The organism is Diplocloster modestus (assembly GCF_019042245.1).
GTDB lineage: Bacteria > Bacillota > Clostridia > Lachnospirales > Lachnospiraceae > Diplocloster > Diplocloster modestus.
The window spans coordinates 40,176-56,705 of the sequence record NZ_JAHQCX010000025.1 but is presented as its reverse complement, the minus strand read 5'-3'; the positions used below and the strand labels follow the sequence as shown (position 1 = coordinate 56,705).

The 16,530-nt window shown below is 49.7% G+C and carries 14 protein-coding genes; 2 read left to right on the top strand and 12 right to left on the bottom strand.

Annotated elements, in window-relative coordinates:
- Positions 1 to 126 precede the first annotated feature (126 nt).
- On the top strand, positions 127 to 1,329 hold the full coding sequence (locus KTH90_RS23160) for an AraC family transcriptional regulator (protein WP_158350972.1): 1,203 nt from the start codon (positions 127 to 129) through the stop codon (positions 1,327 to 1,329).
- Here the strand turns inward: KTH90_RS23160 and KTH90_RS23155 are convergent.
- The 5 genes from KTH90_RS23155 to KTH90_RS23135 are packed head-to-tail and all read right to left on the bottom strand — an operon-like array spanning position 1,326 to position 7,264.
- Positions 1,326 to 2,621, bottom strand: coding sequence for an L-rhamnose isomerase (locus tag KTH90_RS23155; protein ID WP_158350970.1), 1,296 nt, complete (start codon positions 2,619 to 2,621; stop codon positions 1,326 to 1,328). The two genes, KTH90_RS23160 and KTH90_RS23155, sit on opposite strands and share 4 nt — an antisense overlap.
- A 52-nt stretch (positions 2,622 to 2,673) precedes the next feature.
- Positions 2,674 to 5,448 (bottom strand): family 78 glycoside hydrolase catalytic domain, encoded by a 2,775-nt coding sequence (locus KTH90_RS23150; RefSeq protein WP_158350968.1) that lies wholly within the window; start codon positions 5,446 to 5,448, stop codon positions 2,674 to 2,676.
- A 31-nt stretch (positions 5,449 to 5,479) separates the two neighbouring features.
- Positions 5,480 to 5,599 carry a DUF4867 family protein gene (locus KTH90_RS25540; protein WP_238727531.1) on the bottom strand — a complete coding sequence of 40 codons (120 nt, stop codon included), beginning with the start codon at positions 5,597 to 5,599 and terminating at the stop codon, positions 5,480 to 5,482.
- Complete coding sequence (locus KTH90_RS23140; RefSeq protein WP_158350966.1) at positions 5,550 to 6,098, bottom strand: VOC family protein; 549 nt, start codon at positions 6,096 to 6,098, stop codon at positions 5,550 to 5,552. Before KTH90_RS23140 ends, KTH90_RS25540 begins: the two co-directional genes overlap by 50 nt.
- Before the next feature lie 23 nt (positions 6,099 to 6,121).
- Positions 6,122 to 7,264, bottom strand: a complete 1,143-nt coding sequence (locus KTH90_RS23135) for a Gfo/Idh/MocA family protein (RefSeq protein ID WP_158350964.1) — start codon at positions 7,262 to 7,264, stop codon at positions 6,122 to 6,124.
- A 231-nt stretch (positions 7,265 to 7,495) separates the two neighbouring features.
- Here KTH90_RS23135 and KTH90_RS23130 point away from each other — a divergent pair, with 231 nt between their 5' ends.
- The gene (locus KTH90_RS23130; RefSeq protein ID WP_158350962.1) at positions 7,496 to 8,029 is read left to right on the top strand and encodes a TetR/AcrR family transcriptional regulator; all 534 of its coding nucleotides are present in this window, start codon (positions 7,496 to 7,498) and stop codon (positions 8,027 to 8,029) included.
- On the opposite strand, the gene KTH90_RS23125 is transcribed toward KTH90_RS23130, so the two are convergent.
- From KTH90_RS23125 to KTH90_RS23095, 7 genes are all read right to left on the bottom strand, one after another.
- Complete coding sequence (locus KTH90_RS23125) at positions 8,030 to 9,418, bottom strand: MFS transporter (RefSeq protein WP_238727530.1); 1,389 nt, start codon at positions 9,416 to 9,418, stop codon at positions 8,030 to 8,032.
- Between the two features lie 143 nt (positions 9,419 to 9,561).
- Positions 9,562 to 9,798 carry a DeoR family transcriptional regulator gene (locus KTH90_RS23120; RefSeq protein ID WP_158350957.1) on the bottom strand — a complete coding sequence of 79 codons (237 nt, stop codon included), beginning with the start codon at positions 9,796 to 9,798 and terminating at the stop codon, positions 9,562 to 9,564.
- 19 nt (positions 9,799 to 9,817) lie between these two features.
- Positions 9,818 to 11,851 carry a ferrous iron transport protein B gene (feoB, locus tag KTH90_RS23115; RefSeq protein ID WP_158350955.1) on the bottom strand — a complete coding sequence of 678 codons (2,034 nt, stop codon included), beginning with the start codon at positions 11,849 to 11,851 and terminating at the stop codon, positions 9,818 to 9,820.
- On the bottom strand, positions 11,848 to 12,078 hold the full coding sequence (locus KTH90_RS23110; RefSeq protein ID WP_158350953.1) for a FeoA family protein: 231 nt from the start codon (positions 12,076 to 12,078) through the stop codon (positions 11,848 to 11,850). The genes feoB and KTH90_RS23110 overlap by 4 nt, the downstream gene beginning before the upstream one ends.
- Positions 12,062 to 12,826, bottom strand: a complete 765-nt coding sequence (locus tag KTH90_RS23105) for a hypothetical protein (protein WP_158350951.1) — start codon at positions 12,824 to 12,826, stop codon at positions 12,062 to 12,064. The genes KTH90_RS23110 and KTH90_RS23105 overlap by 17 nt, the downstream gene beginning before the upstream one ends.
- A 143-nt stretch (positions 12,827 to 12,969) precedes the next feature.
- Complete coding sequence (locus tag KTH90_RS23100; protein WP_158350949.1) at positions 12,970 to 14,700, bottom strand: ABC transporter ATP-binding protein; 1,731 nt, start codon at positions 14,698 to 14,700, stop codon at positions 12,970 to 12,972.
- The gene (locus KTH90_RS23095) at positions 14,697 to 16,439 is read right to left on the bottom strand and encodes an ABC transporter ATP-binding protein (protein WP_158350947.1); all 1,743 of its coding nucleotides are present in this window, start codon (positions 16,437 to 16,439) and stop codon (positions 14,697 to 14,699) included. The genes KTH90_RS23100 and KTH90_RS23095 overlap by 4 nt, the downstream gene beginning before the upstream one ends.
- Between the last annotated feature and the right edge of the window lie 91 nt (positions 16,440 to 16,530).

Below are 16,530 nucleotides of genomic sequence, written 5' to 3'. Positions count from 1 at the left end.
TACGGCATTACAGCTCATAATTATTGCATTTTTGTAATCTTTTTTTCATATTTGTATTTTTTTGGCGGATCCGATATAATCTGAATAGATCCTAATTGATTTGCAAATGGAGGTTTCCTGATTCCCATGAAAGACATAGCGAAATGCAGCAATTACCTTTATAACTTTATCAATATCCCCATCTATCAATACCGGAATCATACGCTGGTAAATTGTTTTCCCGAAGGCCTGCACATTTTCTCTCCTCCGAAAGCCTATCTTAAGGAGATCTGCAGCCGCAAAGAAGCCGTAGCCTGTGTCCGTATCCATGAGCTGATCTATTTTGGTTATCTGCGGCTTGATGAGCCCGGCAGTTTTCTTGTTCTCGGCCCTACGTGCCAGATCGCCCTTCCCCCCCACAGTATTGATGATTACTGTAAGGATTACGTGGTTCTGCCGGAACAGCGGAAGGAATTCTACGAATACTTCCACACCCTCTCCTGCATCCTGCCGCACTCCTTGTGGAATCTTCTCCTGTTTTTGGATTCCTCCCTGAATGAACATCCCTGTCAGCTGGAACCTGCTGCCGCTAAGGTCTTTTCTCATAAAAGCGTGCCAAAACCGATCATGGTAGAGAAGGCTAATTCTTTTTACGACTTGGCGGAAAATGCATTGTTTTACGATAATGTAAAGCTGGAGCAGCAGCTCACTTCCCTGATTGAAAACGGAGAAGTGGACAAGTTAAAAATCTTTGCCCGCCATGCGCATCAGGAAGCCCACTACGGAAGCGTTGCGTCAAATAACTTAAGACAGTTAAAAAACACAGCGCTTATACTGATTACCTTATCCAGCAGAGCAGCGATCCGGGGCGGATTATCCGCCTCCACCGCCTATGCGCTCGGTGATCTGTATATGCGGCAGACCGAACAATTATTGGATTCGGACAGCCTTCTCAACCTGATGCAGAACATCCAGATTGACTTTGCCAGCCACGTGGCCGCTGTCCATAACCACCAGAAAGCCGGTTTTGTACAGGATTCCGATATCTCCCGGGCGATCGAATTCATCCATAAGAATGTAAACAGGAATATCTCCGTGGAAGATGTCGCCCATGAAGTCGGGCTCTCCAGGGTTTATTTTTCAAATAAGTTCTCAAAAGAACTCGGGTTTTCCGTCGGCAGCTTCATCCGCCGCTGCAAGCTGGAAGAAGCGCGTTCCCTGCTTTTGTATACGGACAAATCGATTGCCCATATCAGTTCTTATCTGGGCTACTCCAGCCAGAGTCATTTTCAAAATCTATTCAGAGAGCAGTTTGGCATGACCCCCAAGCAGTGCAGGCAGCACCGTTAGGAATTGTTCCGTTTGAACATAACGTCTTTTTCGTACTGCTTCAGGTCGGCCAGCCATTCTGTGGCAACCGCTTTCTCTTTGCTCAGGCAGTAGTATTCCCAGACTGCATTCGCCGGCAGGGAACGGAACTCATCCATCAGCATAAGACGTTTTGTATAATCGCCGTCCTCCTCTGCCCGGTGCAGCAGACGTACCGGCTCCAGCATCGCCGTCAGAAGCGCTCTCTGCGTCGCCCTTGTGCCTATAGTCCAGGCTGCCACCCGGTTAATCGAAGCGTCAAAATAATCCGTGCCAAAGAATGCCTGATCCAATACACCGCAGCGGACGATTTCCCGCATCATATCATTTGTCTTTTCATCGTTGATCACCACATGATCGGAATCCCAGCGGAGGCCTCTGGTAATATGAGCCATAAACCTATCGGAGAACAGCATTACCGCTGAAATCTTATCCGCTGCAGATTCCTCGCAGTGGAAGTGGCCCATATCCAGGTTCAAAATGGTATTTCCGATACCTTTGGCTCTGGCGTGTCCATGATAGGACAGATAAAAATCATTGGACCCCACCGTATAGCTCTCAACGCCCACTGCAAATAATTTCGGCTCCAGAGCGTCATAGACATAGTCGGTTGAAATCTGTTTTTTACCGAAGATTTCGTCGAAGGATTGTTTCATCAGTTCCCGGTATTTCATACGATTAGCCGGCATATCTTTCATGCCGTCCTGCACCCAGGTATTAAAGACACAGACCTGTCCCAGTTCTCTGCCTATATCTTCGCTGATCTCACGGACGGACTGCATATGCCGGATCCAGAACTGACGGATGTTCTCATCCGGATTCGAGATGGTCAGCCCGGACTCGGCATATGGATGGCTGAAGGTGGTTGCATTCATATCCAGGCCGACGCCTTTTTCTTTTGCCCATGCGATCCAGTTGGAAAAATGGCGGGAAGCATATTCGTCCCGGTCTATGCCTGCCTCATAATTCTCGCCGTAGATCGAATGGAGGTTGACCTTTATCCTGCCCGGAATATAGGACATGCTTTTTTCCAAATCCATCCGGTACTCTTCCGGATTCCCCGGTCTGCCGGGGTAATTGCCGGTAACCGTTAACCCCCCGCTGGCTCCGGCTCCCTTTGGCTCAAATCCGACAATGTCATCGCCCTGCCAACAGGGAATAGAAACCGGGATCCCGTCAAATTTTTCCAGTATGGTTTCCACCTCTACACCATACCCGCCATACACTTCTTTTGCATTTTCATACGCCTGTTGAATTCTTGCTTCTCTGTTCATGTTATTCTCCGTGGGTGCGTTTCCCTCGTCCACCCTTTCCTTTCTTTTATTTTCAACCCTGCAGCTTCCAGGTAAAATGATATTTCCCCGACCCTACAGTCAATGAAACACCCTTTTTTTCCCGCTGAACGTGAATGATACCTTCTGACTGTTCCACTTGAATGCCGCCTTCCGTAACCGTTTCTGGTACGGCCTTTTCCAGAAATACATATGCACGCGCGTTTGCCGGAATCTGGATCTTCAAGTGTACCGTATGATGAGTATCTCTCTCCCAGCGGCTTCGGATTTCACCCTGTGCCGACCGGTAGACCGCCTCCGCAAAATCAAGGCGGTCCGTCAGATACGGGTGGATCACGATTTCCCGGTATCCGGGTGCTGCCGGCCTGATACCCGCCATCCCGCTTAACATCCAGTTTCCGATGGAGCAGAAGCATGGCTGTATAAAGGACACCGCATTTCTTGTACCGTCCGGCATAATCGCCTGCATGGATTCCCATACAGTGGTCGCACCCTGATTTACTTCATAGAGCCAGGAGGGGAATTCCTCCGATAAGAGGAATTGGTAAGCAATATCTTCACGGCCATATGCACACAAGGTATCAAAGAGCAGTAATGCAGAGGAGAATCCGCAATCCATACCTTTTTCCCGAATCAGTGTGAGCATGCGGTTCACCAGCTTCTGCTTATCCTTTTGTGGATAAAAGCCTGCGTGCAGAGCCAGAATCTGTGCGCCCATATAGGGGGATTCCAGAATATTCCCTTTTTTATAGATTTCGTCAACCGCCGCCCGGCAGATTCTTTTGTTTAAATCCCCGTATTCTTTTGCCTCATCCGTTTTTCCCAGAGCTTTGGCAGCCCTTGCCATAATGGAAGTGGTATAGGCAAAATAGTAACTTCCCATCATATAGGTCAGCGTCTGTGTAAAATAGGTATATTCACCTGTCTCTTTGTTATAGCAGGCGCTGGGGGTCAGCCAGTCTCCAAAATTAAATGCGCCGTTATCCAGATACTGGTAATTTTCGGCCTGCTCTTTTGTCAGTTCACCGCAGTCTCTGGGGTTCGTGCTTCCTGCACGCTTCCTCTGATAGGAGACCCATTTTTTCATCATCGGATAGGATTCTTCCAATACCCGTATATCCCCGTAACGCTCATACAGAATCCAGGGAATAATAACGACAGCGTCTTCCCAGCCGGCAGATGTCTTCATCCTCATGTTGGCATAGGTCTCCCAGTTCGGAACCACCAGGGGTACTTTACCATCCTCATCCTGTTCGAATCCTGCTTCCAGCAGCCATCGGCGCATCACCGTCTGGACATCCAGATTGGAACAGACTGCCGGCATAACCATTTCCCCGTCTCCGGTCCATCCCGCCCTTTCCCGGTCGGGGTTATCTGTCAGGATGGAGAACATATTCGAGCGCAGTGTCCACTCTATGTTCTTCTGCAGCCGGTTCACTCTTTTGTCAGAAGTCACGATCTGCGTACTCACCTCCACATCGCTGGCGATCAGACGGGCTTTCGCGTTCTCTTCCCGGACTTCCCCCCGGTCTGACGACAGCCAGATGTAGCGGTAAGCGTGATAGGTAAAGCAGGGATCGTAGATGCCTTTTCCATTTTCATCTAAAATCACCGTATCCGTCTGCTGGCTGTTGCGCCCTCCCAGCTCGAACCAGTAATTCCCCTCCTGATCCGTTTCCTCAAAATACTGTAAGGTCACAGCCGCATGGGGCTGTCCGATCAGCGCCAAACTTGCGTTTCCGGCCATCAACTGCCCAAAATCCAGAATGCGTTCCCCTTTTGGAGAGATATATGTCCTTACCAGGTTCTTTGTCTCAAGAACTTTGATATGAGGCGCGTTTTGCCCGGTCAGATTCCGATAGCCGTAGTCCCTGATCTTCACCGGCGTCCCTTCTATGTATGCGCCTGCCTCCGCCCATTTTGGAATCTCCAGGTTCATATCGTATTTTTCACCGATACATAGATCCGCATATCTTCTCGGCCCTTCAAATGAACAGAACGACTCGTCGCTTGCAATGATCTCTTCGCTTCCGTCTGTGTACCGGATCTGCAGCTGCGCGAGGAGTGCCAGTTTATCCCCGTACTGTACCGAATCCCCAAAGTTGCCGATGTGTCCTGCCCACCAGCCGTCAGCCAGTTCTATGCCTAAAGCATTCTCCCCTTTTACCATCATATCCGTCACATCATAGGTCTGAACCTGCAGATAGTCATCATAGCAGGTCGCTTCCGGGGAGAATTCATAATCGCCCGCCCGCATTCCGTTCAGCCATGCCCGGTATATCCCATGGGCGGTTACATAGAGCCTCGCCCGAAGGACCGGTTTATCAGCTAAAAACACTTTTCTTATCATGGGACATGGCCGCAATTCGTCCAGTGGGATATCCATCTGCTGGTTCGGATGGCCCTGGGTGATGGTGTTCGCCGCTTTTACCGCTGGTTTCTGTACCGGTTCAATCCATTTTGCCTTCCAGTCTGTCTCTTTTAAAAGCCCCATTTCAAAATATGCCTCTTCAGACTCCCAGGCGGTACCTCCTTTATCTGTCACCACCACTTTCCAAAGGTACCGGCATCCGCTGTTCAAGATAACTTCATCCAGCACCAAAAAATGTTCCTCGGCCTCCAGCGTACCGGAATAAAAGATCAGCATATTTACCGGGCTGTCGATGACCTCCTCGTAAACCCAGATCTGAAATGCCTTCTGTCCGTCCCCGCGTTTGTCGGTCTCCAGCTGCCAGGAAAGCCGTGGGTTTGATACTGACAAACCGATGGGATGATTCATTGCCTCACATTGTAATTTCGTTACCTTCATACGTTACTAAATCGCCTCCGTTTATTTTATATCACTCTGCCGGCCCGTCATACATCAGGTTTTCACCGGTTAATCCCACATATGCTCCCTGTTTCGAGGCTTCAGACTCCGGATGCGCCAGCAGCCATTTGTTTGTTCCCAGACCCTCCATTCATTTGCATGGAATCCTGAGTGTATTCCATCAGTTCAATTTCATTTCCATCGGGATCTTCCAGCCAGAACTGCCAGGTATTATCCGGCCCGTAATTGATTTCAGAAGTTACACGTATTCCTTTTTTGATCATTTCTTCTCTTGCCTTCTTTATATCATCCACCTCTAATGCCAAGTGAAGAAGGCCATTCTGTCTTTGGTCCGGCCTACAAAATTCCAGATCCTTACTGCCGGCAAAAAGTTCGATAAATTCATGTCCCGTAATCTCAAGATATACGATCGCTGTTTCTTGACGATGTTCTTCCATTTTCTCTAAAAGCATCCTCTCCTGCCGGGAGTTCAGATGGTTCATCCTCAGATTGATTTCCATCAATTCTTCTGCGTAAATGCGGAATATTTCTTTTAATCCCAACCCCTCCGTATAAAATTCAATGGATTGATCCATATCTGACACGCGGTAAGACGCGTGTGCCAAATGTTTGATTTCCATTTGCATCATCTCTCTTTCTGCTCATGTGCAACTTAATTCAACGCGATAGAGACCTCTTCCCGGCTGATGGAACGGATAATATTCCGGTATCCTCGTGGCAGCGGGGGCATCTGCTCAAACTTCGACTGTATTGCGCAAAACTGCTTCGACTTCCCGCTTTCCGCGATACCATGCAGGATTTCCATGGCATGATAAGCCATTTCTTTATTCGCTCGGTTCTTTCTTCCATTGCGAATGGACCACGCCATCTCGGCTGCACCGACGCCGCGGTATTCTTCGTCGAACCCATGTGCCTGCTGCATGACAAAGGGCTCTGTATTCCCTTTCAGAAGGACTTTCACCTCCCCTGCGAAATTATTGGGATCCGCCATATATAAGATCCCTTCCGTTCCATGGATCACAACCGCAGGGCGTTCCGGCAAAGTGAACAGCGAATTGGAGTCAAACAGCAGATTGCCTACCACCCCGTTTTCAAACACAAGCGTACCGGCCATGATATTTTCACACTCCATCGTATACGTTTCTCCAAGTTTATCGATGGTCTGGTATACCCCCGCAGGTTTTCTGGTATCCATTACGCCGGTTACTTCTTTGACGCATCCAAGGATGCTTATAAGGGCTGTCACATGATAAACGCCGAAGTCAAATGCGATGCCGCCTCCTTTTGCCAGCCCGTTGCCGGAAAGCCCGGTAAAAAAAGAATAATCTCTGGTCACCGACGCATAGCAGGAAGATACGCTGCCGATCATGCCGCTGTCTACCACATACCGGGCGGTCTGCACGGCTGATCCCAGAAAAGTATCCGGAGCAGCTCCCAGATACAGATGTTTGTCGTCCGCTAACACCATCAGTTCCTTTGCTTCATCCAGCTCCAGGGTCAGAATTTTCTCGCAGTATACATGTTTTCCTGCTTTCAGCAGCTGTTTATTGGTCTCATAATGGGCAGAACCAGGTGTGAGATTGACGACGAGCTCGATGCTCTCATCAGCCAGCAGCTCCTCAGGGGTCATTGCCTGAAGCCCAAACCTCTCTGCTGTCCTTATGGCCGCTTCCTCATTTGCGTCACAGCAGCCAGCCACTTCCAGAATCTTAAACTTCTGTATAAGCGTCGGCAAATAAGTGCTGCTGATCATTCCACATCCTAAAACAGCTGTTTTCATGGGTTTTCCATTCATACTAACGTCTCCCTTATTTATGACATTCATTGAAAGAGTTCTCTTTGCTGTCCCCTAGTATAGGAAAATCGAAGTTGATTTTATTGCAGATTTGTATTTTTTATAGCAGATTTGTAAGTTATTTTTCATCATGTTCTTGTGTTTTTTTATTCTTCTGCTATCCTAAGAAATGAAAAAGCCATTTTCCGGGTCAGGAAATGGCTGTTGTGGATATGCATATGGAGGTTTTCTATGAATCAAAAATACAACCGAAGGTTTCAGGACACGGAAGATCGGATTGAAAACGTATTTTTCACTCTTCTATCTCAAAAACCGTTTTCCAAAATAACGGTCCGCGAATTATGCGAAAAGTCCGGTATATCCCGGACTTCTTTTTACTCGCATTATGAGGATATCTATGAACTATTGCGTCAAGTAGAAAAAAAAGTTACTTTGCAGGCAGCTTCATTCTTCAACACCGGTGATTCCGCATGTTCCAGGAAAGACAGTTATATACAGCTCTTTTGTTTTATCAGGGAGAACAAACCTTTTTTTCAATCCTATTTCAAAAATTCGGATTTCCAGGGCAGTCTGTTCTTTCTCAACACCTCCCACAGCTTCCAGAGGGAAGGTTTCGCATCTTCCAAAAGACAGCAATACCGGAAGGCGTTTTTTACCGGAGGTTTCAACGCTCTGATCCGCGAATGGCTGGAACGCGGATGCAGCGATTCCCCGGAAGAGCTGGTGGCCGTCCTGGAGGAGGAATACGGGATAACGGAAAAGTAGTTATCTCTTTTTTCCGTCGTATTTCCCCAGATACACGGTGATGGCCACCAACACGGCAATACCGGCCAAAGAAAAATATACATACGCAGCTTTCATCCCGAAGATCTGACCAAAAGCTTGGCCGGCAAGCGTATAGACAAGCACTGCCATAGTAGACGCCAAAGAGCTGGACACCTGCCTGAGCGTATTAAAAATGGAACTGCCGTCCACCCGTAGACCGCCCTCCAGATCACTCAGTCCCATTGTCGTAATCGGTGTGTTCAAAAACCCCATTCCGACGGACAACAGGATGCTGACCATACTGATGCTGAGCAGCCCGCTGTCCGCTCCCAGCGATAATCCCAGTATACTTCCCGCCAACATCCCGGCTCCTCCTAAGATCAGAAGCAGCTTAGAGCCGATCTTGTCATAAATCTTACCTGCGCATAAAGTCGTTACCGCCATCAATACAGACCCCGGAATAGTCGCCAGGGCGTAAGCCGTTGCCGTGTAACCTCTGATCGACTGGGAAAATATTGGCAGCAGTGTACCATTTCCCATACACAGCAAGTACATCAAAATACTCAGAATAACGGAAATCCGAAATTTGGGATACCTAAATACGCGCAGATTTAAAAGCGGAGTGCTGGATTTCAGCTGCTTCCATACAAAAACTGACAACGCAATCATTCCTGTCATTATCGAGCCGCCTGTTGTAAGCCGGAAGAAAGAGCCGCGGCTCAGATTTCCAATTCCGATCAGCAATCCACAGAACCCTGCAGAGGACAATAAGACGGAAAGAGTATCCAGCCGTACCTCTGATACCATGCTAACATTTCGCATTAACACGATTCCGAATACTAAAATCAAGGCTCCAAGGATGAGAAGAAGAGTAAACACGCCTCTCCATCCTTTCCAGTCGATGATAAATCCCGCAATCGTCGGCGCGACGATCGGTGATACGGAACCGGAAACCGCGAAAGCAGCCATAACCGTGCCGTGTTTCGACTTCGGGTAAATGGCCAAAAGTATGATCTGTGAAAAGGATAGCAGCATGCCGCATCCGACTGCCTGTACCAGACGCCCTCCCAGGAGAATGTAAAAATTCGGTGCGTTCATCCCAATCCAGGAACCGGCTACAAAAATCAGCATAGCGGCAATAAAATATTTCTTGTTGGGAATACGTCTGATCAGAAACGCGGTGATCGGGATCATAACTCCTGACACCAGTGTTGCACCGCTGGTCAGCCATTGTGCCAGACTGGTCTCCACATGAAAATCGGCCATTATGGACGGCAGCATATTCACCGTTACCGTCGTCGCCATAGATGTAATGAATGAAGCAGAAAATAAAATGATAAAAATCCAGGTTTTTTGGTGTTGGTTTGATTCATCAAACTGATTTGACATAGATGTGCCTCCTTTTATCCTCTGCTAAACAGTATAAGGGAGTAAAAGGAGGCACTTCAACTGTCAATAAGATGTCATATGTTAATTTAATGAGTTCTGACCGGCTGCCTATTGTCAACAGCCAATACCAAAGAATCCGTTTGTCAATGTTCCAGGATTTCCCAGAAGGCGGGGAATCCGTCAGGATTTATTCCGGCACTGCAGTGGGAGGCGCAGCCCTGGCAGTTATGGCCGCAGCCCGTTACACGGCGGATACAACCCGTATGCTCCAGGAACTCCATCTGGCGGCGGATGTCGTCCGGTGTCGTATGGAAATGTGCCGCCAGGTCTTCTATCGACCACGCGCGCCCCTCTCTTATAAGATCCAGCAGTTCTGTCATATGCGCCAGTCCTTTCCCCTTAGAATAGCAAAACCCCTATGTGATAGACCACAAAGGCCATCAGCAGCGCCATGCCCACATAGTACAGGGCGATCCGTCCGGTCCATTTCGCGGAGTGGGTCTCCTGATAGGTGGAAGCCACTGCCACGATGCAGGGAATGTTGAAGGTCACGGCAAATATAAAGGCCAGAGCTTCGGCAGGCGCTATATTGGCAATCAGGATCTCTCCTAAGTTAGCTGCCTGTGCGGTGCTTCCTACCGTGGAGGAGAAGATGGTGCCGGTTCCGGCATACAGGGAGCTTAAGACGCCGAGGGCAGCTTCTTTACTGATGGCGGATGAGATAAAGGCCAGGAATGTCTGCCAGCCAAGTCCAAAAAAGCGGGTTACAGGCTCGATAAAGGTCCCGATCCTGTATATCACACTATTCTCTACGTTACCGTCGGAGGTGTAGGATAAAAGCCAGAATATCAGGGATATGAGCAGGATCACTTTGAGCGCCCGGATCAGTACGTCTTTGGTGCGTCCGAACACATAGCGCAGCAGGCTGCCCCATTTAGGTTTGTGATAGGGCGGAAGTTCCATGATTAGACCGGTGCGGTCTTCTTTTTTGACCAGGTGGCGGCCGAATATTTTCGAGGTGATCCACATATGCAGAACCGCTACCGCAAATATAGCTACGATTACTAACGGGGCCCAGACACCAAAGAATACGCTGGAGATCATCGGTACGATGGCCCAGGTGGCAGCGCAAGGTACAGCCCAGGCCAGAGCGATGGTCAAAATACGCTGTCCCCAGTTATCGATCACCCTGGTACCCGCCGCACCGCCGATGGTACATCCAAAGCTGACCAGGAATGGCATGATAGCCTTACCCTGCAGTCCCAGTTTCGCCATCGTGTTGTCAAATACATAGGAGATACGGGCCATATAACCGATTTCTTCGATGAACCCGAACACCAGCGTGATGCCGAATACAAAGCCTATCATGGAAATGGCGAAATAAAGGGCGTTCACCCCCACGTCGCACACCAGACCAATGATAAACTGCGGGGAACCTATGGCGGTAAGTCCCGCCGTCAGCAAAGGCGACAGGACGGAGGGCAGCAGGCTTCCGACCATCATAAAGGGAGCGGCAGGGATAAACGCCGCGATCAGGCCCAGCAGGATGATTAAAACGGCAAGGGGTTTTCCCCATCGTCTGCTGGTTGCGGCACGGTCGAATTTCCCCAGCGAAGCCGTTTGCTTCTTTCCGCGTACCGCGCCATCTAATAGGGTGTCGATCCAGGCGAATTTGCACTCACCGGTTTTCAGCGCGCCGTTCTGTATCTGTTTCAGCTGTTCCTCCAGCACATTCTTTTGCCCGGCACCCGCCAGTTCCAGGACGCTCTTCGTTACCGGGGCATCACCCTCGATCACCTTGGCTGCCAGCCAAAGGGGCGTGTAATCTCCCATCCCGCTTTCGGGCATCTCCCCGCAGATGGAAGAAAAGCCTTCCAGACCCATGTATTGCCGGCGGAGCCCTTCCGTGTTCAGCGTAGGGCGTTCCTGCAGTACTTTTTCCAGCGCCTGATAAAACCCATCGTAATGTTTGGTGTCTGTGGCAGAAAAGGGAACCACCGGAATACCCAGGGATTTCTGTAAACGCGCCACGTCCACTTCTTTTCCCTGTTCCATCGCCACATCGATCATGTTCAGTAAAAGCATGGCCGGAGTATGAATCCCGGCAAAATCCGCCAGCATGAACAGGCTGCGTTCTAGCTGAGAAGCGTCGGCCAGGATGCACACGGCGTCGGCCCTGCCTCCGGCTATGTAGTCACGGGTGATAATCTCCTCCTCGGAGTTAGCAGAGAGGCTGTATGTTCCCGGCAGGTCAGCTACAGTATATTTCATCCCGCCCCGGGAAAAATAGCCCTCTTTCTTTTCCACTGTTTTACCAGGCCAGTTGCCCACGTGCTGCTTCAGTCCCGTCAGACCGTTGAACAGCGTTGATTTTCCGGAGTTCGGCTGTCCCAGAAGTGCGATCACCGGCGTTTTATTCAGTATCGATGTCATCCTCTTTGGCCTCCAATCCTGATCTTGTCACATTCCTCCCGGTTCAGCGCCACCATGGAATCCCGGCTGTAAATCAGAATCGGGCGCTTCTTCTCATTCTGTAGCACTGTGACCGGGCACCCCAGCGTCAAACCGATGGAAGTGACACGGCTTAAAAACCGGGTATCTCCCTGGATATCGCTGATCACACCCTGTTCGCCGTTCTTTGCCTCAGATAGTTTCTTCATTCTCTTTCCCCTTTCCTTTTATTAAAAACGGTGCAGCCGATATGACATATCTCTGATGCAGATCGCGGGTAAGCAGTTCTTCCGCCCGCATCACCACAGCCCGCTGTCCCAGCGTCAGGTAAAAGGGCTGTATGGAAATATCCCGCTGCCGTCCTGCCTTCAATGTCCACAACAGCTGCAGCAGCCGGAACCGATAAACTTCTACGGACAGATCCGCGTCTCTGATATGCTCCTCCATTTCCCTGGCCAGCTGATCCCAGGACGCAGCCACATTGGCCAGGTAGCTGCCCCTGGTCCGGCTCAGACACTGCCGGACTTCCCATATATCGATTCCGCAATCCGTCCATGCGCCCGGTAGACCGTGGGATATGGTATCCAGATCAATGACGATCTCCAGACCCACATATTGTCCCGTAGGCAGCATCATTTTCCCCACAGGCGGATTGATATCCACACTGAGCAGCCCGCTGCTCACATAGACATAGCGTTCATCCGGCAGCGGTACTTCGCACCGCCCCGACAAACAGTAGTTTAACTTCAGACAGCGGTATGCCCCCATGGGCTTGATATCCAGTTCTCTCAGGTGGAAATCAATGGACCACATCTGAACTCCCGGATAAACCTCCAGAAGATACATTTCCCCAAAACCGCTCTCTGCCTGAAATATCATCCGCTTCACCAGTGAAGTTACGGCTTCTTCCTTCACGGCATACTGCATGATAAATTTGGGATTTGTACTGGCTGTCATATAATTCCTCCCCGCCCGTTTAGTTAGCTTAAGCTAACTTCGTGTTAAAGAATAGCATACCTTCGGATTTTTTTCTACTCCATCCGGCTATTTTTGCTCCATCGGTTACTCATTTTATAAGACACTCCTTCTGAATATTCCCATTACAGTTTCCAGCCGACCGCTTCCCTGCGTCCATGAACAAAATCCGAATAGATCCCCTTTCGTCCGATTAACTGTTCGTGAGTTCCGCTTTGTACTATCTGACCGTTGTCCACAACCAGTATTTGATCCGCGTTTTTCACCGTCTTTAGCCGGTGCGCAATCATAATAATCGTTTTATTTCTCGTAAGCGCTTCGATGGCTTTTTGCAGGCGGTCCTCATTCTCGGGATCCACATTCGCCGTGGCTTCATCCAGAATGACAATGGGGGCATCCTTTAACATCGCGCGTGCAATGGACAGACGCTGTTTTTCGCCTCCTGACAGGGAAGCCCCGCCCTCACCAATAACAGTATTATATCCATCCGGCAGAGCCTCAATAAAATCATTGCAGCAGGCATTCTTTGCTGCCATGACCACCTCTTCATGGGTAGCGTCCGGCCTGCCGAATTTTATATTGTTTTCAATCGTGTCGGCAAAGAGATATACATTCTGGAACACCATACTGATCTGATCCATCAGCGCTTCCAGTGTATACGCTCTTACATCATACCCGCCTATCTTCACACTGCCCCCGTTTACATCCCAAAACCGGGCGATCAGATTACAAAGTGTGGTTTTACCCGAACCGCTGGGCCCGATAACCGCCGTGGTTGTTTTATCCGGAACCGTCAGGGATACCTGGTGCAGGATCTCTTTTTTCTCATAGGAGAAGTTCACATCGGTAAAGACGATATCATGGCTGTTCGGTGTAAGTTTTTTCCCGTTCTCATCCAGCTGGGGGATCGTGTCCATCTGTTCCGCGTGCTCAATAGAGCTGCTGACGATACGCAGCAGAGATAAGCCGCTTCCGGCTGACTGGATCTGAGCAAATACCAAAAAGGACATAATCACGACCATCAACGCATTGGCGCTCGTCATAGTTCCTGCCAGGAAAAATAAAACAGCTGCCAGTACCATGCCAATGCTGAATATCTGCAAAACAATTCCCTGTGCCATGACATAAGGGGTGAAAAGCCGCTCCATATCCATATTGCTTTTACGGTTATATTCAAGTGCGTCCCGCACCCTTTTATCCCCACGGCCGGTCAGATTAAAAGATTTGATCACGCTCATGCCCTGCACATATTCCAGCACCGCGGCCACCAGCACTGCTTCTGATTTTTGGCGGTTCGGTGCGATGGCAATGGACTTTTTCTCCATACGTGAGGTAATCAGCAGATAAAGAGCCGTCCCCAGTACTACCAGGATTCCAATACGCCAATCCCACGCCAGAATCATCACTATGAATACAGCCGCATTGATCAAACCGCTTAGAATACCGACCAACACCATGGGCGCGATGTTCTCCACATTGTCCAGGACCGTGGTCGACACACCCGTAATCTCACCGAGACTGTTATCATTAAAGTATCCCATCGGGACACTTTTTAAGCGGGCAGCAATGTCGATACGCTTATTGGCCGCCATAAAATAACCGGCATGGGTCTGCTCCAGCTGGGAGAAATACTTGGTAACTGCATTTCCCAGGATACTGACAAGGATCAGTCCAAACGCCGTCCAGGCTGTTTTACCTCCGGATACCCCGGAAACCAGAGCCAGCACCACAACATAAATGGCAGCGATCTCAAACATATGGAATATGGCGTTGAGAAAACAAAAGAGTACGGATTTGTTGATATTGCTTTTTTCTCTTCCTGAGAATCTCCAGATTTTTTTCAGGGCTTCGATCATGCCGCGTCACCATCCTTTATTCCAATATGTGCCTGCCACATGGATTCATAAAGCAGGCAGGTCTTTAACAGATCTTCGTGTGTACCGGCCGCCTCTATACCGCCATCCTTAACCACAACAATCTGATTCGCTCCGGTAATTGTGGACAGCCGATGGGCGATAACGATCACCGTTTTATTCTGAACGAGATTGGCGACGGCCTTCTGGACAATCGCTTCGTTTTCAGGATCTATGTAGGCCGTGGCTTCATCCAGAATAACTACCGGCGCATCTTTTAACATCGCGCGGGCAATGGCAATCCTCTGCCGCTCTCCGCCGGAGAGATGTGCGCCGCCTCCGCCTACCCTTGTATCATAGCCCTTTTCCAGTCCCCGGATAAAACGGTCGCAGCCTGCCGCTTTCGCAGCTGCCTCCACCTCTGTATCCGAAGCGGACAGTCTGCCCATACGAATGTTTTCCAGCACTGTGTCGTCAAACAGATAGTTATCCTGGGTGACAAACGCCACCTGATCGTACAGCTGTTCCAGAGGAATCTGTTTTTCATCTACACCACCCAGGGTTATCCTGCCCCCGCTCACATCCCAGAAGCCGGCGATGAGCTTAGCGATCGTGGATTTCCCGCCGCCCGATGGTCCCACCAGCGCCGTCATAGTTCCAGCCGGAATAGCAAGGCTTATATCATGCAGGATTTCCTGATCCGCATGGTAGCCGAAGGAGACATTCTCCAGCACGATATCCGGCTTGCCCAGATGAACCGGTACCGCGCTGTGCTGCTGTTCTTCGGCGTTGAGGATCTCCTCCACAGAGCCAACGGTCGTGCCGATCTTCGCCAGATTATCTACAAAGCTCATAGCCGCGATCAGCGGACCGACGATACTGAAGGATAAAATCACACAGGTAAGGAATACTTCTATGCTTAGACTGCCTTTGCTGTACATCAGCCAGCCCACAGGCAGCACCGTAATCAGTGTAGTAGGCGCAATGGCGTAACCCAGTGACATATGGAACTGGCAGCGCATCATCCAGTTGTAGTAATACGCCGCGTTTGCCCTGACCCGGTCGGAAAACTTTACATAGGAATTCTTTCCCTGGTTAAATGCCTTGATCACCTCGATCCCGCCGATATATTCCACAATGGTCTCGTTCATAGCCTGAGTCGTCCGTACTGCGCCCTCATAGTCCTTTCCGTAGCCTTTCATAATGGCCATCATGAAAATCATGCCAACGGGGATCGACACCAGCGACAGCAGTGCCATCCTCCAGTCCAGCACAAACAGGTAGATTAGCACGCAGACCGGAGCCGCGATGTTGGAGGTCATCTCCGGAAGAAGATGAGCCAGTGTAGTCTCCATACTCTCCACCTGATCCACGATAATCTGCTTGATTTTCCCGCTGGAAGTATCCATCACCGTACCAAGCGGCAGTTTTGGAAGCTTCTTAAGCACTCTGCTGCGGATATCCTTCAAAATCGAGAAGGCCGCCTTATGGGACATGGACAGCGCCAGATTATACAGCAGAGTGCGCACGAGATAACCCGTCAGACCGATGCTGCACCACATCAGATAGTAAGACGTTTCCCGCTGTCCGTATACCAGGCCGATAATGACCTGTGCCGCGGCTATGTATGGGAAAATACCGCATAATACACCAATCAGAGCGCTGATGATGGCTCGGATCAGCCCTCTGTGTTCTGTTTCGCCCAGCTCCCAGATGCGGAGCAGGGGACTTTTTTGCTGCATATAGATTCCTCCTTATATGGTTAGTTTCAGCTAACCTATAGATTTATTTTCAGGCTGGCAGCCGAGAGGAACTCGGACAGACAGCCTTATC